Source organism: Actinomadura keratinilytica, assembly GCF_039539665.1.
GTDB lineage: Bacteria > Actinomycetota > Actinomycetes > Streptosporangiales > Streptosporangiaceae > Spirillospora > Spirillospora keratinilytica.
The window spans coordinates 16,797-38,580 of sequence record NZ_BAABDO010000002.1; the positions used below are offsets into that span (position 1 = coordinate 16,797).

Below are 21,784 nucleotides of genomic sequence, written 5' to 3' on the forward strand. Positions count from 1 at the left end.
CGGCGCCCGGGGATAGGCTTGCTGGTTGTGTCGAAGCGTCTGAACACCGTGCACGGCGCCGCCGCCCTCGTCGCCGCCGAGGGCCTCACCGCGGTCGGGTTCGGCCTGTTCACCGGGTACGAGACGGTGATCGGCGCGGCCGTGGACCCGGCGACCGCGATCGCCGTGACCGTCATCGCGCTCGGCGCCGGCGCGGGCATGCTGGGCTGCGCCCGCGGCCTGCTGCGCGGCGACGGCTGGAGCCGCTCGCCCAGCGTCCTGGTGCAGCTGTTCGCCCTGCCGGTCGCCTGGTCGCTGTGGCAGAGCGGGCAGTACTGGCTGGCCGTCCCGCTGGGCCTGGTCGCCGTGGCCGCGCTGGTGCTCCTGCTCAGCCCGCCCACCACGGCCTGGCTCGTCCACGACCACGAGCCCTCCGGCGATTCCGGTGAACGGGACGCGGCCGGCGAGGGCGCCGGCGAGCCGCGGGAGAAGGCCGCGGCGGCGCCCCGCGGACGCGCCCCGAGCGGCAAGAAGAAGCAGGGCGGTAAAAAGCGTTGAAAATACGCGTGGGGGCGGCGGCCGGTGTATCCGGCTCCGCCCCCCACACGCGTGTGCACGCACCGTGACGCCTGTTGTGCGCGTCTGTCCTCGCGCCGACGGCGGCGCGCGTTCTGCCAACAGGGAACGCCGTGCGAGCGGGACCCGCCTTGCGAACTCCGCGGCGGCCTGCGGTCACTCGTCGGCGGTGAGGCCCTCCCGGAGCTGGGCGAGGGTGCGGGCGAGCAGACGGGAGACGTGCATCTGGGAGATGCCTAGTTCGGCGGCGATCTGCGACTGGGTCATGTTGCCGAAGAAGCGCAGCAGGAGGATCTTCTTCTCGCGGGCGGGCAGCTTCTCCAGCAGCGGCTTGAGGGACTCGCGGTACTCCACGCCCTCCAGCGACTCGTCCACCATGCCGAGCGAGTCGGCCACCGCGGGCGCGTCCTCGTCGCCGGAGTCGGGGGCGTCCAGCGAGACCGTGGAGTAGGCGTTGGCCGACTCCAGGCCCTCCAGCACCTCCTCCTCGCTCATCCCCAGGTGCGCCGCCAGCTCGCTGACGGTCGGGGCGCGCCCCTCGCGCTGGGCCAGATCGCTGATCGCCTTGGTCAGCGACAGCTTCAGCTCCTGCAGCCGGCGCGGCACCCGCACCGCCCAGCCCTTGTCGCGAAAGTGCCGCTTGATCTCGCCGACGATGGTGGGCGTGGCGTAGGTGGAGAACTCCACGCCGCGCTCCAGGTCGAACCGGTCGATCGACTTGATCAGTCCGATCGTGGCGACCTGGATCAGATCGTCCAGCCACTCGCCGCGGTTGCGGAAGCGGCGGGCCAGGTACTCCACCAGCGGCAGGTGCAGCTCCACCAGCTGGTCGCGGATGCGCTGGCGCTCCGGGTCGCCCTCGGGCAGCTCGGCCAGCCGCTCGAACAGCGCCCGGGCCCGGGCGCGGTCGGGCACCGCGGTGTCGGGGCGCTCGCTCGCGCCCGTCGCGCCGCCGCCCTCCGGAAGGGTCGTCTTCTCCGTCACGGGGCCCCCGTCGCGCCGCGACGCTTCTGCAGCATCACCGTGACCCGGTCGTCGGCGCCCACCTCGGAGTCGACCTCTCCGGCCAGCGACGACAGCACCGTCCAGGCGAAGGTGTCGCGGCTCGGCTCGCGGCCGTCCACGGTCAGCACCGACACGTTGATGCGCATCGCGTCACCGGTCAGTTCGAACTCGCAGGTCAGGTCGGTTCCGGGCACCGCCTGTGCGAGCAGCATCGCGCACGCCTCGTCGACGGCGATGCGAAGGTCCTCGATCTCGTCCAGCGTGAAGTCGAGCCGGGCCGCAAGACCCGCCGTGGCGGTCCGCAGGACCGACAGGTAGGCGCTCGCGGCAGGCAGCTTCACGGTCACCGCGTCGCGCGGCGACACCTTCGTACTGGCCGGCATCGCAGCGGTTTCCTCAGTCACGTCACTCCCTTGCGCGGTAGGTCCCGCTGCCTTCGAAACTACCGCCTAACCGGCCTGCTTCGAGACTCCGGCGCGCGTGGCTTTGCCGCATCCGGTAGAAATGGATCACCTGTCCGGGTGTCCGGGCCCCGCTTCCCGCCCGTCCCGGCCGCCGCCGAGCTCCTCCAGCGCCTTGCCGGTGAGCCGGAACACGGTCCACTCGTCCTGCGGCTGCGCGCCCAGCGCCTTGTAGAAACCGATCGCCGGGGTGTTCCAGTTCAGCACCGACCACTCGACCCGGCCGTACCCGCGCTCCACGGCGATCCGCGCCAGCTCCGCCAGCAGCGCCCTGCCGTAGCCCTTGCCGCGCGCGGACGGGCAGACGTAGAGGTCCTCCAGGTAGATGCCGTGGCGGCCGAGCCAGGTGGAGAACGACAGGAACCACAGTGCGAACCCGACGACCTCGCCCTCGTGCTCGGCCACATGCGCGAACACCCGCGGCTGCGGCCCGAACAGGTGCTCGCGCAGATCGTCTTCGGTCGCCTTGACCTCGTGCAGTGCGCGCTCGTAGTCGGCGAGCCTGCGGATCAGGCTCAGGATCGCGGGAACGTCTTCGGGAACTGCGGCGCGGATCACACGAAAAGGCTACAAGCCCCCAACCTCCCCTGACATCCGCGCCACGCAGGCGGCCATGTATGGACGAGGCCCCGCCCGAGCCGGGCAGGGCCTCGTGACGTGGCGCGCCGGGCCTGCTCAGCCCTGCTTGGTCTCCCAGAAGATCTTGTCGATCTCCGCGATCTTGGCGAGCAGCTCCTCGGCGGTCTTGACGTCCATGCCGCCCTTGGTGCCGCCCGCGCCGGCCAGCTTGGTGGCCTCGTTGAACAGCTGGTGGAGCTGCGGGTACTTCTCGAAGTGCGGCGGCTTGAAGTAGTCGGTCCACAGCACCCACAGGTGCTCCTTGACCAGCTGCGAGCGCTGCTCCTTGATGAGGATGGCGCGGGCCCGGAAGACCGGGTCCTCGTTGGCCGCGTACTTCTCGCAGATCGCCTTGACGGACTCGGCCTCGATGCGCGCCTGCGCCGGGTCGTAGACCCCGCACGGCAGGTCGCAGTGCGCGGAGACCGTGGTCTTGGGGCGCAGAAGGTTTGCGAGCACCTGCGTTTCCCTTCCCTCGAATCGGATCATGCTCAGGTCACCGACATTACTCTTGTGGCGGCGCCGCCGTCGGCGCGGGGCGCTCGGTATTTGGGCCTAGGACCCCTCACGGGGGGGAGAGCCCGGAGTGACGTTGTCTCCAGACAACGGTGACCTATGCGGAGGGCGCGGGAATGGCCGGCCGGCTGATGGCCGTCGCGGTGGCGGGGGAGTCGATGACGCCTGCGCTGCGGCCCGGTGACTGGCTCCTGGTGCGCCGGGGGACGCGGGTCGCCGAGGGGGACGTCGTGGTGGCCCGCCACCCGGGACGCGCCGAGCAGCTGATCGTCAAACGGGCGACCCGCCGCACCGACGGCGGCTGGTGGCTGGAGAGCGACAACCAGGGCGCCTCCGGCCGCCAGGACAGCTGGGACTTCGACGCCGTCCCCGAGAACCTGATCGTGGGCCGCGTGGTGGCCCGCTACTGGCCGCTGTCCCGCCTCGCGATCTTCATCCCCGGCCGCGCAGGTCGCCGAGCAGATCACTGAGAACCGGCGATGCGACGAGGGCGGTCAACGGGGGAGGGGGGCTGGGGCGGCGGATTGGTGGTTGGCGGGGGTGTGGGCGGGGCAGTGGCGGCGGGAGGCGTCGGGGGTGGTGTCCAGGAAGACGCGTTCGCAGTCCGCGGTCGCGCAGATGCCGAGGCCGTGCATGCCGCGGTCGCTGATGTGGACGGCCAGGCCCATCGCGGCGCGGGCGGCGTAGCGGTCGGGGATGGAGCCGCCCTCGTTGAGGTGCAGGTGCCAGCCCTGGGCGTCGTGGCCGGACAGCTGGGGGTGGACGGGGTGCTGGATGAGCAGGGCGTTGAGGCGTTCGGCGGCGTCCTCCTCGTCGCCGTGGTCGGCGGCGACGAAGACGGCGCGCAGCTCGTCGCGCAGTTCGCGCATCGCGTCCAGGTCGCGGCGGGTGACGCGGCCGCCCAGGTGCGGGCGGTGGGCCAGCAGCGCCTGCAGCCCGTCGAGGTCGCCCAGCCCGTCTCCGCTCGGCTGCCGGGTGTTCACCAGGTCGAGCGCCAGGTCGGCATAGGAGGACAGGTCCACGAGGGCTCCTGACAGAGTCGGGCCTTCGGGCGGGGTCGGGGAAAGCGTTCCCTTCTGTCGACTATTACACCTTGGCCGACGGCGGCGGCAGAGGGCGCCGAGGGCAATATGAAATATTTGCGGGCTGTGCGGGGTGATGGCGGCAGATTGGTTGTCTTGTTGGGGTTTTGATAAAGGTTTGCCGGATGAGGTGGGGGTGGAGTTGATTACGGCCCGTGTTCCCGGGGGTGGGAGCACGGGCCGTAATCGGGGCCGGAAGGTCGTTCTCGGCTCAGCGGCGGGCGACGCCCTCGCGGCGGGCCTGCTCGGCCACGGCCGCGCTCACCGCGGGTGCGACGCGCTCGTCGAACGGGCCGGGGATGATGTGGTCGGGGGCGAGGTCGTCGCCCACGATGGCGGCCAGCGCGTCGGCGGCGGCCAGCTTCATGCCCTCGGTGATGGTGCGGGCGCGCACGTCCAGCGCGCCGCGGAAGATGCCGGGGAAGGCCAGCACGTTGTTGATCTGGTTCGGGAAGTCGCTGCGGCCGGTGGCGACCACCCGGGCGTGCCGGCGGGCGACCTCCGGGGGCACCTCGGGCGTCGGGTTGGACAGCGCGAACACGATCGCGTCGTCGGCCATGGCGGCGATGGCCGACTCGTGCACGGTGCCGCCGGACAGGCCGATGAACACGTCGGCGCCGCGCAGCGCCTCCTCGGTGGAGCCGCGCAGGCCGGCCCGGTTGGTGTCGGCCGCCAGCGCCTCCTTGACCGGGTTGAGGCCGGCCCGGCCCGGGTAGATCAGGCCGCGGCTGTCGGACACGGCGATGTCGCCGATGCCCGCCCCCAGCAGCATGCGCGTCACGGCCACGCCGGAGGCGCCGGCGCCCGCGACGACGGCGCGCAGGTCCGACAGCGGCCGGCCGATCAGGCAGGCGGCGTTCTTCAGCGCGGCGAGCGTCACGATCGCGGTGCCGTGCTGGTCGTCGTGGAAGACGGGGATGTCCAGGGCCGCGCGCAGGCGGTCCTCGATCTCGAAGCAGCGCGGTGCGCTGATGTCCTCCAGGTTGATCCCGCCGAAGCTGGGCGCCAGCCGCACGACGGTCTCCACGATCTCGTCGACGCCGGTGCAGTCGAGCGCGATCGGCACCGAGTCGACCCCGGCGAACTCCTTGAACAGCAGCGACTTGCCCTCCATGACGGGCATGGAGGCGGCCGGGCCGATGTCACCGAGGCCGAGGACGGCCGTGCCGTCGGTCACCACCGCGACGACCTTGGACGTCCAGGTGTAGTCGTTGGCGAGCCGGGGGTTGTCGGCGATGGCGGTGCACACCCGGGCGACGCCGGGGGTGTAGGCGAGGGAGAGGTCTTCCTTGTCGCGCACCGGGATGGTGGAGCGCATCTCGAGCTTGCCACCCCGGTGCAACCGAAATGCCGGATCGTTGTCGAGCGAGGCGGAGTCCGGGGATCCGGACCCGCGCGTTTCGCTGGTGAAGGGCTGAACAGCCACAGCGACCCCTGTCTGTGAGATGAGAGCTTTGAGGCGATGCCGCGCGTGGACGGTGGTGCGGTCTGGTGGCCGGGCACCTGTGGTGATCTCGCGACGTACGGGGGTCACCCGTTGTCCGATTGTGCCACAGGGGCCTCGGCCCGATGGGCGGGGGCCGGAGTGGCGGCCGTCACGCAACATGCGCCCCCGACGCCACGCGGCACCCGTCCCTTTCGGGCGTCATGCCCACCGTGTGCAGTCGAAACGTCGCCGCGGGTAGGGTGGAGCCGCCTGCTCTGTTGTGCGATTGTTTCGCACCCTTAATCCAGTTCATGCCTGGTGTACGCCAGAATGTGCACTCGTCTACGGATCGACCCGGTCCGGCCAATGATCGACGAATTTATGGAGGGGGACCGTGACGATTGGTTCTCTGCGTCGCCGTACCGTCGCGGCCGCCGCGCTCGCCCTGTCCGGGCTGCTGGCGCTGAGTGCGTGCGGGGGCGACTCGGGTGACGACTCGGCGACCGGGACCAAGGTCCCCGGGGTCAGGCTGGTGAGCAGCGGCAAGCTGAAGACCTGCACCAACCTGCCGTACCCGCCGTTCCAGTACGAGGAGGGCGGCAAGGTGGTCGGGTTCGACGTCGACATGATCGACATGGTCGCCAAGAAGCTCGGCGTCACCCAGGAGATCGTCAACATCGACTTCGATGTGATCAAGAGCGGGGCCGCGCTCAACGCCAACCGCTGCGACGTCGCCGCCGCCGGCATGACGATCACCGACGAGCGCAAGCAGAACCTGGGCTTCTCCCGGCCGTACTTCCCCGAGGTGCTCGGCCTGCTGGTGAAGAAGGGCTCGGGCGTCACCTCGGTGGACGACGTCAAGGCCAAGGGCGCCAAGCTCGGCGTCCAGGCCGACACCACCAGCCTCGACTACGCCAAGAGCAAGGGCATCGAGGCCCGCCAGTACAAGGACTCCGGCAAGCAGCTGCTGGCCCTGCAGTCCGGGGCGATCGACGTCGCCCTGCAGGACCTGCCGGTGGTGAACGGCTGGCTCAAGAAGCCCGAGGTCTCCGGCAAGTTCGAGCTGGTCGCCGAGATCCCGACCGGCGCGCAGTACGGCTTCGCCGTCAAGAAGACCGGCAGCGAGGAGCTGCTGAAGGTCATCAACGAGACGATCACGTCCTCCATCCAGGACGGCACCTGGAAGGAGACGTACAAGAAGTGGGTCGGCTCCGACCCCAAGACGATGCCCGCCGAAGGCTGATAGCCGCTCATGACCGCGACGACGCCAGAGGCCGCTCCGGCCGGGGGATCCCCCGGCCGGAGCGGGCTCAGCCCACGCCAGAAGCAGCGGATCGGCCGCTGGATCCAGTACGCGATCTTCCTGCTGATCGTGGTGCTGGTCGCCGTGTTCGCCGACTGGCCGAAGATCCAGGAGCACTTCCTCGACGCCGACGCGGCGCGGGAGACCGTCCCCGACGTCTTCCGGGCGCTCGGCAACACGGTGATCTACACCGTCCTGGCCTACGCGCTGGGCATCGTGGTCGGCCTGGTGATCGCGCTGATGCGGCTGTCGTCGGTGGGGCCGTACCGCTGGTTCGGGCTGGTCTTCATCGAGATCTTCCGCGGGCTGCCCGCGCTGCTGATCCTGATCCTGGTCGCCTTCGGCCTGCCGATCGCCTTCCCGACGTTCAGCGACCCGCCCGGCGGCATCTACACCCAGATCGCGCTCGGGCTCGGCCTGGTGGGCGCCGCCTACATGGCCGAGACGATCCGGGCCGGCATCCAGGCGGTGCCCAAGGGCCAGATGGAGGCGGCCCGCTCGCTGGGCATGTCCTACAGCCGCGCCATGCTCACGATCGTCATCCCGCAGGCGTTCCGGATCGTGATCCCGCCGCTCACCAACGAGCTGGTGCTGCTGTTCAAGGACTCCTCGCTGGTCTTCGTGCTCGGCGTGACCAGCACCCAGGTCGAGCTGACCAAGTTCGGGGAGCAGGTCGCGGTGCGGCTGGCGGACGTCACGCCGATCATGGTGGCCGGCACGGCGTATCTGATCATCACGATTCCGCTGGGCTACCTCGTGCGCAGGCTTGAGGCCCGCCAGGCGAAGGCACGGTGAGCGTTGTGACGCACATGGTGGAGATCCGCGGGCTGCACAAGTCGTTCGGCCCCGTCGAGGTGCTCAAGGGCATCGACCTGTCGGTGGAGCGGGGCCAGGTGATCTGCATCATCGGCCCGTCCGGCTCGGGCAAGTCGACCCTGCTGCGGTGCGTGAACCTGCTGGAGGAGCCGACCGCGGGCACGATCGTCGTGGACGGCGTCGAGCTGACCCACCCCGACGTGGACATCAACGCCGCGCGCCGCCGCCTGGGCATGGTCTTCCAGCAGTTCAACCTGTTCAGCCACCTGAAGGTGCTGGAGAACCTCACCATCGCCCAGCGGCGGGTGCTCAAGCGCTCCAAGGCCGAGGCCGAGCGGATCGCCCGCGAGAACCTCGCCAAGGTGGGCCTGGAGGGCAAGGCCGACAGCTACCCCTCCCAGCTGTCCGGCGGGCAGCAGCAGCGCGTCGCCATCGCGCGGGCGCTGTCGATGGACCCGAGCCTGATGCTGTTCGACGAGCCCACCTCGGCGCTCGACCCGGAGCTGGTCGGCGACGTGCTCACCGTCATGCGCCAGCTCGCCCAGGAGGGCATGACCATGCTCGTGGTCACCCACGAGATGGCCTTCGCCCGGGACGTGGCCGACCACGTGGTGTTCATGGACGGCGGCGTGATCGTCGAGCAGGGGCCGCCGGACCAGGTCATCGGCGATCCTCGGCACGAACGCACCCAGCGCTTCCTGCGCCGGGTCCTCGACCCCACCCACGTGGACGTCGGCGACGCGGCCGACCTGGAGCACCCGGAGGGCCTGACGGCCGGCGAGGCTCCCGAGGAGATCCCGAAGTCGCGCTCGTAGCATCCTTTCGCGCCCCGGCCGGACCCCGGTCGGGGCGCGTGGTTTTGGCGCGGACTAGGGTGCGGTCATGTTCGCTGTGACGGCTACGCGATTCGACGCAGACAATCCCGTGAACGGGCTGACGCTGGGCGAGCGGCCCGACCCGGAGGTCCCCGGCGGGTGGACCACGGTGACGGTCAAGGCCGCCGCCCTCAACCACCACGACCTGTGGTCGCTGCGCGGCGTGGGGCTGCGCGCCGAGCAGCTGCCGATGATCCTGGGCTGCGACGCGGCCGGAGTGGACGAGGACGGCAACGAGGTCATCGTGCACTCGGTCATCGGCGACCCGCAGCGCGGCGGCGGCGACGAGACGCTCGACCCCAAGCGGTCGCTGCTGTCGGAGCTGCACGACGGCACGTTCGCCGAGAAGGTCGCGGTGCCGCGCCGCAACCTGGTGCCCAAGCCCGCGGAGCTGTCGTTCGAGGAGGCGGCCTGCCTGCCGACCGCCTGGCTGACCGCCTACCGGATGCTGTTCGACAAGTCCGGCCTGCAGCCCGGCTCGACCGTCCTGGTGCAGGGCGCGGGCGGCGGCGTCGCCACCGCGCTGATCGCGCTCGGCTCGGCCGCGGGCTACCGGGTGTGGGCGACCAGCCGCAGCGAGGCCAAGCGCGAGCGGGCCCTGGAGCTGGGCGCGGACGCGGCGTTCGAGCCCGGCGCCCGGCTGCCCGAGCGGGTGGACGCGGTCATGGAGACCGTCGGCCAGGCCACCTGGTCGCACTCGCTGAAGTCGCTGCGGCCGGGCGGGCGGATCGTGGTGTCGGGCGCGACCAGCGGCCAGGTGCCGCCCGCCGAGCTGAACCGGGTGTTCTTCCTGCAGCTGTCGGTGGTCGGCTCCACCATGGGCACCCGCGACCAGCTCCAGCGGCTGGCGCGGTTCCTGGTCACCACGGGCGTCCGGCCGAAGATCGACCGGGTGCTGCCGCTGGACCGGGCCGTCGAGGGCTTCACCGCCATGGCCGAGGGCGACCTCTTCGGCAAGATCGTCTTCACGCCGTAGCCGCCCGCCCGGCCGGGGGACCGGGCGGGACGCGCCCAGCGCCGGTCACGACAGCGCCGATCACGACAGCAGGTCGCGGAGGCGGGCGCGGGCGTCGTCGAGCAGGTCCCGCACCGCCTCCAGATCGTGCTCGCTCAGCCGGGCGTCGCGGGCGTCGCGGCGGACGTCCTCGACGAACCGGCCGAGCAGGCGCTCCAGCTTGAGGCGGGCGAAGTCGTCCTGGGAGCCGGTCGCGGTCTTCCAGACCTCCTCCCAGCTGCGCTGCCACTCCTCCTTCCAGGTCTGCGTCTGCTCGCGCCAGAAGTCCTTCTGCCGGCGCCACTCCTCCTTCTGGCGTTCGGCGGTCTCCCGCCACGCCTCCTTGGAGGCGGCCCGGCCCTGGTCGCGCATGCTGCGGGCGGCCTGGGTGAGCTCCTCGCGCAGCGTGCGCACCGTCTGCCGGACGTCCTGCTGCACCTCGCGGGCGAACCGCTGCGCCGAGGCGGAGATCTCCTCCTCCAGCTCGGCCAGCTCGTCCATGCGGCGCTCCAGCTCGGCCCGGCCCTTGTCGGTGAGCGAGTAGACCTTCTTGCCCTTGACGACCTCGTGGCTGACCAGGCCCTCGGACTCCAGCCGGGCCAGGCGCGGGTAGATGGTGCCGGGGGAGGGCGAGTAGACCCCGAGGAAGCGGTCCTGCAGCAGCCGGATCACCTCGTAGCCGTGCCGGGGGGACTCCTCCAGCAGCTTGAGCAGGTACAGCCGCAGGCGGCCGTGGCCGAAGACGGGGCTCAACTCACTTCTCCATTCCGGATGCGGGGTCGCCGGGGGTCCGGCCGAGCAGGGTGACGCCGCCGGACACCGTGTTCACCGACAGCCTGCCGGAGGCGTCCCCCAGCCGGCCCGCGACGGTCCGGCCGAACGGGCGGTCCTGCCGCTCCAGCCCGGCGAAGGAGGAGTCGAGCCGACCGGCCGCCGAGTTCAGCGTCACCTCGGCCGAGACGGACTCCGGGACGCGCAGCGCCACCTCGCCGGATACGGTGTTCACCTCCACCGACCCGGATTTCGCCAGGTCCACGTCCACGGCGATGCGGCCGCTGACGGTGCGGGCGGTCAGCGCGTCCACCGAGCCGCCCGCCAGCGCCAGGTCGCCGGACACGGAGGTGAACGCCACCCGCCCGTCCAGCCCCTGGGCCTCGATCGCGCCCGACACGGTGCCCACGTCGATCTCGCCGGTGACGCCGTCCAGGGTGACGTCGCCCGAGGCGGTCTTGAGGGACGTGCGGGCCGACAGCCCGGTGATGACCGCGTCCGCGGACACCAGGTTGACGGTGACCGGGCAGTCGTGCGGCACGGTGACGGTGACCACGGCGCGGCACCGCTGGGTGCGCAGCCAGGTCAGCACGCCCTCCCAGAGCCGCTCGTGGCTGACGTTGAGCATGCCGGCCTCGTGGCTGACCACCAGCGGCGGCCCCTCCACCTCGTCCACCAGGACCGAGGGCCGCTCGCCCCCGGCCAGCACGCAGACGCTTCCGGCGATCAGCGTGGTCTTCAGCGCCACCACGCCGTCGAATTCCAGGGAGGTGGGTTCCTCGATCGTCCAGCGCGACATCGCGACATCGCCCTTCGTCCGACTGCTTCCAGTAAACACGATATGTCGCGTCTCGGTAAGAGCGGGCATATCGCGTCGCGGCAGAGCCGGGCCGGGGCCGCTACTCCTCGTCGTCCTCGTCCAGCCGGGCCAGCCAGGTGGCCAGCCGGTCGACGGGCGTCTCGAACTCGGGGTTCAGATCCACGAACTCGCGCAGCCGCTCGGCCAGCCAGCTCAGGGTGACCTCCTCCTCACCGCGCCGCTCGGTCAGCTCCTCGATACCCCGATCGGTGAAGTACATCGCCTCTCTCCAGCCATGCGGCAAAGGCGAGGGCTCCGGGCGCGGCCGCGCCCGGAGCCCTCGACACTCAGCCGGTCGTTACCCGTTCCGGTCCGTCACTGCCCGGCGCCGAAGACCCGGGCCAGCAGCGCCTCCTGCTCGGCCTGGTGCAGCTTGGCCGAGCCGACCGCCGGCGACGAGGCGGCCCGGCGCGACACCCGGTTCAGCTGCCGGCCGTCCAGGTGCGGCGGCAGCTTGAGCGCGATGAACGGCCAGGCGCCCATGTTGGCCGGCTCCTCCTGCAGCCACACCAGCTCGGCGTCGGCCGGGTACTTGGCCAGCTCCGCCTTGATCTCGTCCACCGGCAGCGGGTAGAGCCGCTCCACCCGCACCAGCGCCGTGTCGTCGACGCCCGCCGCCTTCCGCGCCGCCAGGGCCTCGTAGTAGACCTTGCCGGACGTCAGCACGACCTTGCGCACCTTCGCCGGGTCGATGTCCGCCGACGTCTCGCCGATCACCGGCTGGAACGAGCCCTCGGTGATCTGGTCGACCGCCGAGGTGGCCGCCTTGAGCCGCAGCAGCGACTTGGGCGTGAACACCACCAGCGGCTTGCCCCGCTGCGACAGCACCTGCCAGCGCAGCAGGTGGAAGTAGTTCGCGGGGGTCGTCGGGTAGACCACGGTCATGTTGTCCTGGGCGCACAGCTGCAGGTAGCGCTCGATGCGCGCCGAGGAGTGGTCGGGCCCCTGGCCCTCGTAGCCGTGCGGCAGCAGCAGCACCACGCCCGAGCGCTGGCCCCACTTCTGCTCGCCGGACGAGATGTACTCGTCGACGACCGACTGCGCGCCGTTGGCGAAGTCGCCGAACTGGGCCTCCCAGCACACCAGCGCGTCCGGCCGGGTCATCGCGTACCCGTACTCGAAGCCCATCGCCGCGTACTCGCTGAGCAGCGAGTCGTGCACGTAGAACTTCGACACGCCCTGCCCGAACTGCTTGAGCGGGGTGTACTCCTCGCCGGTCTTGCGGTCCACCAGCACCGCGTGCCGCTGGCCGAACGTGCCGCGCCGCGAGTCCTGGCCGACCAGCCGGACCGGGTGCCCGTCGATCAGCAGCGACCCGAACGCCAGCAGCTCCCCGGTGGCCCAGTCGATCGCGTTGTCCTCGATCGACTGCACCCGGCGCTGCAGGATCGGCTGCAGCCGCGGGTGCACGTTGAAGCCCTCCGGCAGCGTGACCTGCGACTGGATGATCCGCTTGACCGTCTCCATCGGGATCGCGGTGCCCGCGCCCGCGTGGTCGATCGGGATGCGCTCCTCGACGTCCGGCTTGACCACCGACCCCGGCTCCAGCGGCCGCTTGGCCGCCTCCCGGGTCTCGGTGAACGCCCGCTCCAGCTGCTCCTGGTAGTCGCGCAGCGCCGCCTCGGCCTCCTCGACCGTGATGTCGCCGCGGCCGATCAGCGCCTCGGTGTACAGCTTGCGGACCGAGCGCTTGGCGTCGATCAGGTCGTACATCAGCGGCTGGGTGAACGAGGGGTTGTCGGACTCGTTGTGCCCGCGCCGCCGGTAGCAGACCATGTCGATGACGACGTCCTTCTTGAAGGTCTGCCGGTACTCGAAGGCCAGCCGCGCCACCCGCGCGCACGCCTCCGGGTCGTCGCCGTTGACGTGGAAGATCGGCGCCTGGATCATCCGGGCCACGTCGGTGGAGTAGACGCTGGAGCGCGAGTACTCCGGCGCGGTGGTGAAGCCGACCTGGTTGTTGACCACCACGTGCACGGTGCCGCCGGTGCGGTAGCCGCGCAGCTGCGACAGGTTCAGCGTCTCGGCCACCACGCCCTGCCCGGCGAACGCCGCGTCGCCGTGGATGAGGATCGGCAGCACGGTGAAGCCCGCCTCGCCGACGTCCAGGACGTCCTGCTTGGCGCGGACCACGCCCTCCAGCACCGGGTCGACGCATTCCAGGTGGGACGGGTTGGCCACCAGCGACGTGCGGATCTTCGAGCCGTCGGGGGCCACGAAGTCGCCCTCGGCGCCCAGGTGGTACTTCACGTCGCCGGAGCCCTGGGCGCTGCGCGGGTCGAGGTTGCCCTCGAACTCGCCGAAGATCTGCCCGTAGGACTTGCCGACGATGTTGGCCAGCACGTTGAGCCGGCCCCGGTGCGCCATGCCGATGACGACCTCGTCCAGGTGCGCCTGCGCCGCCGCCGAGATCACCGAGTCCAGCAGCGGGATCAGCGACTCGCCGCCCTCCAGCGAGAACCGCTTCTGCCCGACGAACTTGGTCTGCAGGAACGTCTCGAACGCCTCGGCGCTGTTGAGGCGGCGCAGGATGTGCAGCTGCTCCTCGCGCGACGGCTTGTCGTGCGGGATCTCCACCCGCTCCTGGATCCAGGCCCGCTCCTCGGGGTCCTGGATGTGCATGTACTCGATGCCGACCGTGCGGCAGTAGGCCATGCGCAGCACGCCCAGGATGTCGCGCAGCTTCATGGTCGGCTTGCCGCCGAAGCCGCCGGTGGCGAACTCGCGCTCCAGGTCCCACAGGGTGAGGCCGTGCTCAAGGATGTCCAGGTCGGGGTGGCGGCGCTGCTTGTACTCCAGCGGGTCGGTGTCGGCCATCAGGTGGCCGCGCACCCGGTAGGCGTGGATCAGCTCGTGGACGCGGGCGACCTTGGCGACGTCGTCCTCGTGGGTGGCCGAGATGTCCTGCACCCAGCGGACCGGCTCGTACGGGATCCGCAGCGCCTCGAAGATCTCGTCGTAGAAGCCGTCCTCGCCCAGCAGCAGCTGGTGGATGCGGCGCAGGAAGTCGCCCGACTGCGCACCCTGGATGATGCGGTGGTCGTAGGTCGACGTCAGCGTCATGACCTTGCTGATGCCGTTGCGCGCCAGCGTCTCGGCGGACGCGCCGGCGAACTCGGCCGGGTACTCCATGGCGCCCACGCCGATGATGCAGCCCTGGCCGGGCATCAGCCGCGGCACCGAGTGCACGGTGCCGATCGTGCCGGGGTTGGTCAGGCTGATCGTGGTGCCCTGGAAGTCCTCCAGGGTGAGCTTGCCGGCGCGCGCCTTGCGGACGATCTCTTCGTAGGCGGCCCAGAACTGGCGGAAGTCCAGGGTTTCGGCGGCCTTGATGTTGGGCACCACCAGTTGCCGGGTGCCGTCGTCCTTCTGCAGGTCGATGGCCAGGCCGAAGTTGACGTGCGCGGGCTTGATCAGCGTCGGCTTGCCGTCGATCTCGGCGTAGCCGTTGTTCATCTCCGGCATCGCCTGCAGCGCGCGGACGATGGCGTAGCCGATCAGGTGGGTGAAGGAGACCTTGCCGCCGCGGCCGCGCCGCAGGTGGTTGTTGATGACGATGCGGTTGTCGATCAGCAGCTTGGCCGGGACCGCCCGCACGCTGGTGGCCGTCGGCACCGCCAGGCTGGCGTCCATGTTGGTCGCGGTGCGGGCGGCGACGCCGCGCAGCCGCACCTCCTCGGCGCCCTCGGGCACCTGGACGGCGGGGGCCTTCTTGGCCTCGGCCTTCGGCGCCGCCTTGGGGGCGGCCTTGGGCGGCGTCACCGGCTGTGTCGGCGGGGCGGCCGCGGTGCCGTTGGCGGCCGTCACGACCGCTCCGTCGGTGCCGGGGGACGCGTTCGGGGGAGCGGCGGACGGCCGGGAGTCCGGCTGGTAGTCCGCAAAGAAGCTCCACCAGGCTTCGTCCACGGAGTTCGGGTCTTCGAGGTACTTGTGGTACAGCTCGTCGACCAGCCACTCGTTGGCACCGAAATCTGTGTGCTTGGGGTCGGCACTTGTGTGCGACTCTGTCGACACGGCGGAGATCGCCCTCTTCCGCAGCTCGCAGGTGTGTTCTGAGACGACTTAAGGCTACTCGCACTCGCCCGCCGGGGACGCCGTGACGTCGGCACCCCGCCCCCGCGGGGCCCCGTTACGGTGGATCTCGCCAAATCCGGCACCCCGAATTCGTCGAGATCTCCGAAAACCTCCGGCGGCTGCGCGCCGTCCGCAGGTCAGTGGGTGTGCGGCGGGACCGTCGGGCCCTCGCTGGCCTGGACGAGCACGAAGCCCTGCCCCTGGAACGCCAGCTGCATCGCCTCGCCGCTGCCCCGGCCGATCAGCGCGCCGATCTTGAAGGTGCGGTTGACGCCTACCTGCAGGTGGCTGCTCCAGGCCACCGCCGACTGGCCGTCGACGAACGTGGGCGCCCGGCCGCAGTCGAGCATGACCGGGGTGCCGTGTGTGGTGAGCGCCACCCAGCCGGTGCCGGTGAGGGTGGTGTTGAACAGGCCGCCCGCGGCGATGCCCGCGCCCTGCACGCGCTGGATGTCGGACTGCAGGTGCGCGTCGTAGGCCAGGATGTTGGAGCCGTTGACGGTGATGCCCTCGTTCTCCAGGTAGAACAGGTGGATGTCGTCGGCGTCGTGGGCCAGGAACAGCAGGCCCTGCCCCTTGACCCGCATCGTGGGGACGCCCTCGCCGGTGAGCGCCTTCTTCATGAACTTGCCGATGCCTCCGGCGCCCTCGTAGTCGAAGTCCATCTGCCCCTGGAAGGCGACCATGGACCCCTGCCGGGCCAGGACGTCCCCGTTGAGGTGGACCCGGAGCATCTTCGAGTTCTGCAGGGCGAAGTGGCCCGGGAGCTGCTGCCCCTGGTCCATGTTGCCGAAGAACGCGCTGCGCATGACTGACCCTTTCGTGGAGGTTTCGCAAGACCTTGGACGGTCGCGCGGGGCCCGGAGGTTCCGCGGACGGCGTGTCCCGGGGGCAGGATGTGGGGCGTCAGCATAACGAGGGAGGCCGACGCCCCGAGGGCTCTCCGCCCGCCGCGCGGCGTCTGGCACGGACCGGCCACGGCGGGCCCGCCGCCTCAGCCGGCGGCGAGGCGTGCGCGGTCGTGCGGCTCGCTCCAGTCGATGATCGGCCCCTTGGGCACCACCCCGGACGGGTTGATGCCCTCGTGCGTGACGTAGTAGTGCCGCTTGATGTGGTCGAAGTCCGTGGTCTCCCGGAAGGCGGGCATCGAGTACAGGTCGCGGACGTAGCCCCACAGGTTGGGGTAGTCGACCAGCCGCCGCAGGTTGCACTTGAAGTGCCCGTGGTAGACGACGTCGAAGCGGACCAGCGTGGGGTAGAGCCGCACGTCGGCCTCGGTGAGCCGGTCGCCCATCAGGTAGCGCCGCGTCGCCAGGCGCTCCTCCAGCACATCGAGCGTGTCGAACAGCGCGTCGACGGCCTCCTCGTACGGCTCCTGGGAGGTGGCGAACCCGGCCTTGTAGACGCCGTTGTTGACGTTGGCGTAGATCAGCTCGTTCAGCTCGTCGATCTCGGCGCGCGACTCCGCGGGGTACAGGTCGGGCGCGCCGGGGGCGTGGTGGGCGGCGAACTCCAGCTCCATCGTCGTGGTGATCACCGGGAAGTCGTTGGTGACGATCCGCTCGGTGCGGGTGTCCCACACGCACGGGACGGTGACGCGGCCCTCGTAGGACGGGTCGGTGGCCCGGTACAGCTCGGCCAGGAACGTCGCGCCGGTCACCGGGTCGGGCTCGGGGAAGCGCCAGCCGCGCTCGTCGCGGATCGGGTCGACCACGCCGAGGCCGATCACCTCCTCCAGGCCGAGCAGCCGCCGGACGATCAGCGAGCGGTGCGCCCACGGGCAGGCGTAGGAGACGAACAGCCGGTAGCGGCCGGGCTCGGCGGGGTACCCGCTGGAGCCGTCCGCGGTGATCCGGTCGGTGAAGCGGTTCGGCTGGCGCTCGAACCGGCCGTCCTTCATCTCCCTGGTGATGATCTTCGTCATTCCGCGCCCCTGACGTCCGTCGCGTGCTCGTCTGTCCCCTCCAGCGTGCCGCCGCGCGCGCCGCTACCGCTAGCCTGGCCGGAGTGTCCATGACGCAGCACTTCAGCGCCCTGGTGGACGGGCTGCCGCCGCTGCCGGTGTATCTGCTGGTGGCCGGTCTGGTGTTCGCCGAGGCCGCACTGTTCTTCGGGTTCGTCTTCCCGGGCGAGACCGCGATCGTGGTCGGCGGGGTGCTGGCCTCCCAGGGGCGGCTGTCGCTGGCGGTCCTGCTGCCGATCGCGATCGCCGCCGCGATCGCGGGCGACTCGGTGGGCTACGAGATCGGCCGCCGCTACGGCGACCGGCTGCTCGACACCCGGGCGACGCGGCGGCACCGGCCCGCGGTGGGCCGCGCCCAGGACCTCATCCGGCGGCGCGGGGCGTTCGCCGTGTTCCTCGGGCGGTTCACCGCGCTGCTGCGCGCCCTGATGCCCGCCCTGGCGGGCAGCGCCCGCATGCCCTACGCCCGCTTCCTGGTGTTCAACACGCTCGGCGGGATCTGCTGGGTGGGCGTGTTCACCTTCGGCGGCTTCTTCACCGGGGCCGCGTTCGAGCACATGGCCAAGGTGGCCGGACGCGGCCTGGCGATCGCCCTGGCCGCGGTCGCGCTGGCCGCGCTGGCCGTCTGGGCGTGGCGCCGGCGCAGAGGCGAGACGCGCACCGAAAAGGAGGCCGAGGGCGTCGCCGACGCCCTCACTGCCGAGGCCGCCGCCGTGGACGGCGCGTCCGACGGCTCCCGCGGCGGACGGTGACCCAAACCGGACGATCACCCGCCGACCGGCCTCCCGGACGAGTAGCCGCGGCGCCGCCGGGGGAGAAGTCCAGGGGGCCGAAGCCGAGTCAGATTCGGTTCAGTGGTACCACTGGGTAACCCTCGGGTGGTTACCTGAGGGCGTACATCCGTCGACCACCCGTCGACGTGTTCGGTGCGATGTGAGGAGAGCGGGATGTCGGAACTGCGCTACGACGGCCGGGTCGCGGTCGTCACCGGAGCGGGCCACGGCCTCGGGCGCCAGCACGCGCTGGAGCTGGCCGCGCGCGGCGCCAAGGTGGTCGTCAACGACCTGGGCGGGGACCGCTCCGGCGTCGGCGCCTCCGCCGGCCCGGCCCAGGAGGTCGTCGAGGAGATCAACAAGAACGGCGGCGAGGCCGTGGCCAGCCCCGACAACGTGGCCACGCCCGAGGGCGCCGAGGCCGTGGTGGGCGCGGCGCTGGAGGCGTTCGGCAAGGTCGACATCGTCATCAACAACGCCGGCATCCTGCGCGACCGGTCGTTCAAGAACATGACCGTCGAGGAGTTCGACGCGGTGATCGCCGTGCACCTGCGCGGCTCGTTCCTGGTCACCAAGGCGGCCTGGCCGCACCTGCGGGAGAACGGCTACGGCCGCATCGTCAACACCTCCTCGCCCGCCGGGCTGTTCGGCAACTTCGGGCAGGCCAACTACGCCACCGCCAAGATGGGCCTGGTCGGGTTCACCCGGACGCTCGCCCACGAGGGCGCCAAGTACGACATCAAGGCCAACGCGATCGCCCCGGTCGCGTGGACCCGGATGACCGAGGACCTGCTGCCCCCCGACTCGGCCGACAAGCTCGGCGTCGACAAGGTCACCCCGCTGGTGGCCTACCTGGTGCACGAGAGCGTCCCGGTCAGCGGCGAGGTCTACACGGTCGGCGGCGGCCGGGTGGCGCGGGTGTTCGTGGCCGAGGGGCCGGGCTGGGGCACCAAGGAGGCCCTGTCGGTGGAGGCGATCCGCGACAACTGGGAGGCGATCAACGCCCAGGAGCCGTACATCGTGCCGAAGAACCCCGGCGAGCAGATGGCCCCGCTGATCCAGCACCTGGGCTCCTGACCGCGCGCCGGACATGGGCGATCTGAAACTCGAGCGGCGGGACGGGGTGCTGGTGATCACCCTGTCCCGCCCGGAGCGGCTGAACGCGGTCACCGCCGCGCTCGCCGAGGAGATGGTCGACGTCCTCAACGAGCTGATGCGCGACGCCGAGACCCGGGTGGTCGTGCTCACCGGCGAGGGGCGCGGCTTCTCGGCGGGCATGGACCTGCGCGCCGGCGGGGCCGGCGACACCGACGATGCCGGTGACGCCGCCGGCGAGGGGCGCCCGCAGCGGATCTACCGGAGCATCGCCCGGGGCGGCGAGGTGACCGCGCGGCTGCGGGAGATCCCGCAGCCGGTGATCGCGGCGCTGCACGGCCCGGTGGCGGGCATGGGGGTGTCCTGGGCGCTCGCCTGCGACCTGCGGGTGGCCGACCCGACGACGAAGTTCGTCCTGCCGTTCGTGGACCTCGGCCTGTCGGCGGGCGACTGCGGGCTGTCGTGGCTGCTGCCGCGGCTGGTCGGCCCGGCCCGCGCGGCCGAGATCTTCTACCGGGCGCGGCGGCTGGACGTGACGGAGGCGGCCGAGCTGGGCCTGGTCACGGAGGTGACCGAGCAGGGCGCGGACCTGAAGGCCGCGCTGGCGCTGGCCGACGAGCTGCTCGCCAAGTCCCCCTACGGGCTGCGCCGCACCAAGGAGCTGCTCAACATGTCCCTGGACGCCCCCGGGCTGCGCGCCCAGCTGGCGGCCGAGACCGGCGTGCAGACGCTGGCGTTCTTCACCGAGGACCTGGCCGAGGGCATGACCGCCACCATGGAGAAGCGCCCTCCCGTCTTCAAGAACCGCTGAGCGCGTCATGGGCGTGCCGTCCCCCGCGGGACGGCACGCCGCGCGCTGTCCGGTGCCGGGCCGTCTCGGGCGGCGGACGGTGGCGGCGGGTCGATAGCGGGTCGGTGGCGGGGGTTCGCGGGTGCTCGGGCGCGGCGGCATGGCGGGGCGGCACGGACCCCGGGGCCGCTCGCCGCGAGCGGACGGCGCGTGCCGTCAGCGGCGCTCCAGGGCGGTGAGGGCACGCTCCATGGCCTCGGTGTAGCGCAGGGCGGCCAGTTCCGCCAGGGCCGGGTGGGCGCCGATCGGGGCGGCGTACTCGGCGCCGGCGCGGGCGGCGGCGTTCGCGATGGCCTCCCGGTAGGGCTCGCCGTTGATGATGTACGGGGCCAGCGCCAGCCGGTTGGCGCCCGCGTCGCGCAGCTGCCGTACGGCGGCGTCGATGCCGGCGGGGTCGTCCAGCAGGGCGGTGAACACCGGGGCGGCCAGCCGGGAGGCCAGCAGCACGCTGGTCACCTCGGCCTGCCGCAGCGCGGGCTGCTCGCCGGGCGTGACGACGAGGAAGCCGCTGGCGGCCGTCACCATGCTCATCATGCGGATGCGGTCGGCGCGGGCCAGCCCGGCCTCGGCCAGCCGCTCGTGCAGCGCGGCGGCGATCTGCGGGTGCGGGCCGAGCGGCTCGGCGAGCAGGACGGGCTGGGGTGCGGAGGCCACCGCCTCGCGCAGCAGGGGGTCGACCTGGGGGTGCGGGCCGGTCAGCAGCGGCACCACCACCGCGGCGGGCTCCTCGGGGCGCTGCTGGCGCACGCCCGCGAGGACCGAGCGCAGCGACTTGTCCTCGCCCTCAAGGTGGCCGACCAGGGCGGGCTGCCCGGTCTGCTCGGTCTCCACCAGCACGGCCAGCTCGGCCGCGATCGTGCCGCCGGCGCCCGTGGCGGAACCGGGGACGGCCAGGACGAGCGGGGGCGCGCCCGGGGGGAGCACGAAGGATTCGGTACCCCGGTGGCGGCCGCCGCGGGGCGTGCGGCGGCGTCTCGACGGAAGTGCCTCGGATGCCTGGGTTTCGGGACTCACGGCGGGAATCGTAACGCCGTCGGCCGTCGCACGCGGACGGCTCGGCGTTTCAGGGCATCATGGCACAGGCCCGGGGTCGGCCGCACGGACGCCCGCGACCTGCGCTTCGGCCGTACGACACCGAGTGCCAATTCGGACTAATTGCACAAATAAGACATCTGTGTCGGGAGGTGGGGTCGGCGTCCCTCGGCGTGCCAAATGGCGAATCCGTGGAAATGGCGCATAGCGACTGGTAATGTCTGCGGCGCTTTCAGGGGCCGGGGACGCGTCCGAAATCGGCCGACGCGGACGCCGGGAGCCTGCCGACCGACGAGGGAAAGATGACGCACAACACCGCGACCGGTGAGCTGAACTGGCTGGTCAACGACTTCGCCGAGCGTGTGCCGGCGGTCCGGCAGGCGGTGCTGCTGTCGAGGGACGGCCTCGCTGTCGCCGCCTCCCGTGAGCTGGCCCGCGAGGACGCCGAGCACCTCGCGGCGCTCGCCGCCGGCGTGCAGAGCCTCGCCCGGGGCGCCGGACGGCACTTCGGTGGCGGCAACGTCCGCCAGACCATCATCGAGATGGACAACGTCCTGCTGTTCGTGACCGCCGCGGGCGACGGCTCCTGCCTGGCCGTGCTCGCCGAGGCCGAGGCCGACGCCGGGCTGATCGCCTACGAGATGGCCGTACTGATCAAGCGGGTGGGCGCGCACATGCAGGTCGATCCGAGGTTCGCCTGAGGGGATGCCCGGTGG

General features: G+C 71.5%; 23 protein-coding genes. 10 read left to right on the forward strand and 13 right to left on the reverse strand.

Annotation, left to right across the window (positions count from 1 at the left end):
• Positions 1 to 27 precede the first annotated feature (27 nt).
• Entirely contained in the window at positions 28 to 537 is a 510-nt protein-coding gene (locus ABD879_RS00800; RefSeq protein WP_345016350.1) for a hypothetical protein, read from the forward strand.
• 174 nt (positions 538 to 711) lie between these two features.
• Here ABD879_RS00800 and ABD879_RS00805 read toward each other — a convergent pair whose 3' ends face one another.
• The 4 genes from ABD879_RS00805 to sodN all read right to left on the reverse strand — a co-directional run bounded on the left by ABD879_RS00805 (position 712) and on the right by sodN (position 3,098).
• Entirely contained in the window at positions 712 to 1,470 is a 759-nt protein-coding gene (locus ABD879_RS00805; protein WP_345016579.1) for an RNA polymerase sigma factor SigF, read from the reverse strand.
• A gap of 65 nt (positions 1,471 to 1,535) precedes the next feature.
• Positions 1,536 to 1,964: an ATP-binding protein gene (locus ABD879_RS00810; protein ID WP_345016352.1), complete on the reverse strand. Its 429-nt coding sequence runs from the start codon at positions 1,962 to 1,964 to the stop codon at positions 1,536 to 1,538.
• Between the two features lie 105 nt (positions 1,965 to 2,069).
• Positions 2,070 to 2,579 (reverse strand): GNAT family N-acetyltransferase, encoded by a 510-nt coding sequence (locus tag ABD879_RS00815; protein ID WP_345016354.1) that lies wholly within the window; start codon positions 2,577 to 2,579, stop codon positions 2,070 to 2,072.
• Positions 2,580 to 2,696: 117 nt separating this feature from the next.
• Positions 2,697 to 3,098 (reverse strand): superoxide dismutase, Ni, encoded by a 402-nt coding sequence (gene sodN / locus ABD879_RS00820; RefSeq protein WP_345016356.1) that lies wholly within the window; start codon positions 3,096 to 3,098, stop codon positions 2,697 to 2,699.
• 173 nt (positions 3,099 to 3,271) lie between these two features.
• Between sodN and sodX the strand changes: the two genes are divergently transcribed.
• The gene (sodX, locus tag ABD879_RS00825; protein ID WP_345016358.1) at positions 3,272 to 3,625 is read left to right on the forward strand and encodes a nickel-type superoxide dismutase maturation protease; all 354 of its coding nucleotides are present in this window, start codon (positions 3,272 to 3,274) and stop codon (positions 3,623 to 3,625) included.
• 24 nt (positions 3,626 to 3,649) lie between these two features.
• On the opposite strand, the gene ABD879_RS00830 is transcribed toward sodX, so the two are convergent.
• Both ABD879_RS00830 and ABD879_RS00835 read right to left on the reverse strand, forming a co-directional pair.
• Positions 3,650 to 4,177 carry a CGNR zinc finger domain-containing protein gene (locus ABD879_RS00830; protein ID WP_345016360.1) on the reverse strand — a complete coding sequence of 176 codons (528 nt, stop codon included), beginning with the start codon at positions 4,175 to 4,177 and terminating at the stop codon, positions 3,650 to 3,652.
• Between the two features lie 271 nt (positions 4,178 to 4,448).
• The gene (locus ABD879_RS00835) at positions 4,449 to 5,555 is read right to left on the reverse strand and encodes an NAD(P)-dependent malic enzyme (RefSeq protein ID WP_345016362.1); all 1,107 of its coding nucleotides are present in this window, start codon (positions 5,553 to 5,555) and stop codon (positions 4,449 to 4,451) included.
• A gap of 502 nt (positions 5,556 to 6,057) precedes the next feature.
• On the opposite strand from ABD879_RS00835, the gene ABD879_RS00840 reads away from it, so the two are divergent.
• The 4 genes from ABD879_RS00840 to ABD879_RS00855 all read left to right on the forward strand — a co-directional run bounded on the left by ABD879_RS00840 (position 6,058) and on the right by ABD879_RS00855 (position 9,633).
• Positions 6,058 to 6,906 carry an ABC transporter substrate-binding protein gene (locus ABD879_RS00840; protein ID WP_345016364.1) on the forward strand — a complete coding sequence of 283 codons (849 nt, stop codon included), beginning with the start codon at positions 6,058 to 6,060 and terminating at the stop codon, positions 6,904 to 6,906.
• A 9-nt stretch (positions 6,907 to 6,915) separates the two neighbouring features.
• Positions 6,916 to 7,761 carry an amino acid ABC transporter permease gene (locus tag ABD879_RS00845; RefSeq protein ID WP_345016366.1) on the forward strand — a complete coding sequence of 282 codons (846 nt, stop codon included), beginning with the start codon at positions 6,916 to 6,918 and terminating at the stop codon, positions 7,759 to 7,761.
• Positions 7,762 to 7,775: 14 nt separating this feature from the next.
• Positions 7,776 to 8,597, forward strand: a complete 822-nt coding sequence (locus ABD879_RS00850; protein ID WP_425549607.1) for an amino acid ABC transporter ATP-binding protein — start codon at positions 7,776 to 7,778, stop codon at positions 8,595 to 8,597.
• Between the two features lie 67 nt (positions 8,598 to 8,664).
• On the forward strand, positions 8,665 to 9,633 hold the full coding sequence (locus ABD879_RS00855; RefSeq protein WP_345016367.1) for a zinc-binding dehydrogenase: 969 nt from the start codon (positions 8,665 to 8,667) through the stop codon (positions 9,631 to 9,633).
• Between the two features lie 60 nt (positions 9,634 to 9,693).
• Here ABD879_RS00855 and ABD879_RS00860 read toward each other — a convergent pair whose 3' ends face one another.
• The 6 genes from ABD879_RS00860 to ABD879_RS00885 form a co-directional block, all read right to left on the reverse strand.
• Entirely contained in the window at positions 9,694 to 10,404 is a 711-nt protein-coding gene (locus ABD879_RS00860) for a PadR family transcriptional regulator (protein WP_345016369.1), read from the reverse strand.
• A 1-nt stretch (position 10,405) separates the two neighbouring features.
• Positions 10,406 to 11,221 carry a DUF4097 family beta strand repeat-containing protein gene (locus ABD879_RS00865; protein WP_345016372.1) on the reverse strand — a complete coding sequence of 272 codons (816 nt, stop codon included), beginning with the start codon at positions 11,219 to 11,221 and terminating at the stop codon, positions 10,406 to 10,408.
• A 100-nt stretch (positions 11,222 to 11,321) separates the two neighbouring features.
• The gene (locus ABD879_RS00870) at positions 11,322 to 11,501 is read right to left on the reverse strand and encodes a DUF6104 family protein (RefSeq protein WP_345016373.1); all 180 of its coding nucleotides are present in this window, start codon (positions 11,499 to 11,501) and stop codon (positions 11,322 to 11,324) included.
• A gap of 95 nt (positions 11,502 to 11,596) precedes the next feature.
• A complete protein-coding gene (locus ABD879_RS00875) occupies positions 11,597 to 15,295 on the reverse strand; it encodes a multifunctional oxoglutarate decarboxylase/oxoglutarate dehydrogenase thiamine pyrophosphate-binding subunit/dihydrolipoyllysine-residue succinyltransferase subunit (RefSeq protein WP_345016374.1) in 3,699 nt (1,232 codons plus the stop codon).
• 197 nt (positions 15,296 to 15,492) lie between these two features.
• Positions 15,493 to 16,164, reverse strand: a complete 672-nt coding sequence (locus tag ABD879_RS00880; RefSeq protein ID WP_345016376.1) for an AIM24 family protein — start codon at positions 16,162 to 16,164, stop codon at positions 15,493 to 15,495.
• Between the two features lie 185 nt (positions 16,165 to 16,349).
• A complete protein-coding gene (locus ABD879_RS00885; RefSeq protein WP_345016378.1) occupies positions 16,350 to 17,279 on the reverse strand; it encodes a glutathione S-transferase family protein in 930 nt (309 codons plus the stop codon).
• Between the two features lie 89 nt (positions 17,280 to 17,368).
• Between ABD879_RS00885 and ABD879_RS00890 the strand changes: the two genes are divergently transcribed.
• From ABD879_RS00890 to ABD879_RS00900, 3 genes are all read left to right on the forward strand, one after another.
• The gene (locus ABD879_RS00890) at positions 17,369 to 18,070 is read left to right on the forward strand and encodes a DedA family protein (RefSeq protein ID WP_345016583.1); all 702 of its coding nucleotides are present in this window, start codon (positions 17,369 to 17,371) and stop codon (positions 18,068 to 18,070) included.
• A gap of 195 nt (positions 18,071 to 18,265) precedes the next feature.
• A complete protein-coding gene (locus ABD879_RS00895) occupies positions 18,266 to 19,168 on the forward strand; it encodes an SDR family oxidoreductase (protein WP_345016381.1) in 903 nt (300 codons plus the stop codon).
• Positions 19,169 to 19,181: 13 nt separating this feature from the next.
• Complete coding sequence (locus ABD879_RS00900) at positions 19,182 to 19,997, forward strand: enoyl-CoA hydratase/isomerase family protein (RefSeq protein ID WP_345016383.1); 816 nt, start codon at positions 19,182 to 19,184, stop codon at positions 19,995 to 19,997.
• A 195-nt stretch (positions 19,998 to 20,192) separates the two neighbouring features.
• Here the strand turns inward: ABD879_RS00900 and ABD879_RS00905 are convergent, their stop codons facing one another.
• On the reverse strand, positions 20,193 to 20,960 hold the full coding sequence (locus tag ABD879_RS00905) for a sirohydrochlorin chelatase (protein WP_345016385.1): 768 nt from the start codon (positions 20,958 to 20,960) through the stop codon (positions 20,193 to 20,195).
• 410 nt (positions 20,961 to 21,370) lie between these two features.
• On the opposite strand from ABD879_RS00905, the gene ABD879_RS00910 reads away from it, so the two are divergent.
• On the forward strand, positions 21,371 to 21,769 hold the full coding sequence (locus tag ABD879_RS00910; protein ID WP_345016387.1) for a roadblock/LC7 domain-containing protein: 399 nt from the start codon (positions 21,371 to 21,373) through the stop codon (positions 21,767 to 21,769).
• Positions 21,770 to 21,784 lie beyond the last annotated feature (15 nt).

Excerpts from the sequence above, each read along its gene's own strand:
- ABD879_RS00885 (WP_345016378.1), bottom strand. The coding sequence starts at position 17,279 with ATGACGAAGATCATCACCAGGGAGATGAAGGACGGCCGGTTCGAGCGC.
- ABD879_RS00835 (WP_345016362.1), bottom strand. The coding sequence starts at position 5,555 with ATGCGCTCCACCATCCCGGTGCGCGACAAGGAAGACCTCTCCCTCGCC.
- ABD879_RS00895 (WP_345016381.1), top strand. The coding sequence starts at position 18,266 with ATGTCGGAACTGCGCTACGACGGCCGGGTCGCGGTCGTCACCGGAGCG.
- ABD879_RS00880 (WP_345016376.1), bottom strand. The coding sequence starts at position 16,164 with ATGCGCAGCGCGTTCTTCGGCAACATGGACCAGGGGCAGCAGCTCCCG.
- ABD879_RS00900 (WP_345016383.1), top strand. The coding sequence starts at position 19,182 with ATGGGCGATCTGAAACTCGAGCGGCGGGACGGGGTGCTGGTGATCACC.
- ABD879_RS00850 (WP_425549607.1), top strand. The coding sequence starts at position 7,776 with ATGGTGGAGATCCGCGGGCTGCACAAGTCGTTCGGCCCCGTCGAGGTG.
- ABD879_RS00910 (WP_345016387.1), top strand. The coding sequence starts at position 21,371 with ATGACGCACAACACCGCGACCGGTGAGCTGAACTGGCTGGTCAACGAC.
- sodX (WP_345016358.1), top strand. The coding sequence starts at position 3,272 with ATGGCCGGCCGGCTGATGGCCGTCGCGGTGGCGGGGGAGTCGATGACG.
- ABD879_RS00870 (WP_345016373.1), bottom strand. The coding sequence starts at position 11,501 with ATGTACTTCACCGATCGGGGTATCGAGGAGCTGACCGAGCGGCGCGGT.
- ABD879_RS00855 (WP_345016367.1), top strand. The coding sequence starts at position 8,665 with ATGTTCGCTGTGACGGCTACGCGATTCGACGCAGACAATCCCGTGAAC.
- ABD879_RS00890 (WP_345016583.1), top strand. The coding sequence starts at position 17,369 with ATGACGCAGCACTTCAGCGCCCTGGTGGACGGGCTGCCGCCGCTGCCG.
- ABD879_RS00845 (WP_345016366.1), top strand. The coding sequence starts at position 6,916 with ATGACCGCGACGACGCCAGAGGCCGCTCCGGCCGGGGGATCCCCCGGC.
- ABD879_RS00865 (WP_345016372.1), bottom strand. The coding sequence starts at position 11,221 with ATGTCGCGCTGGACGATCGAGGAACCCACCTCCCTGGAATTCGACGGC.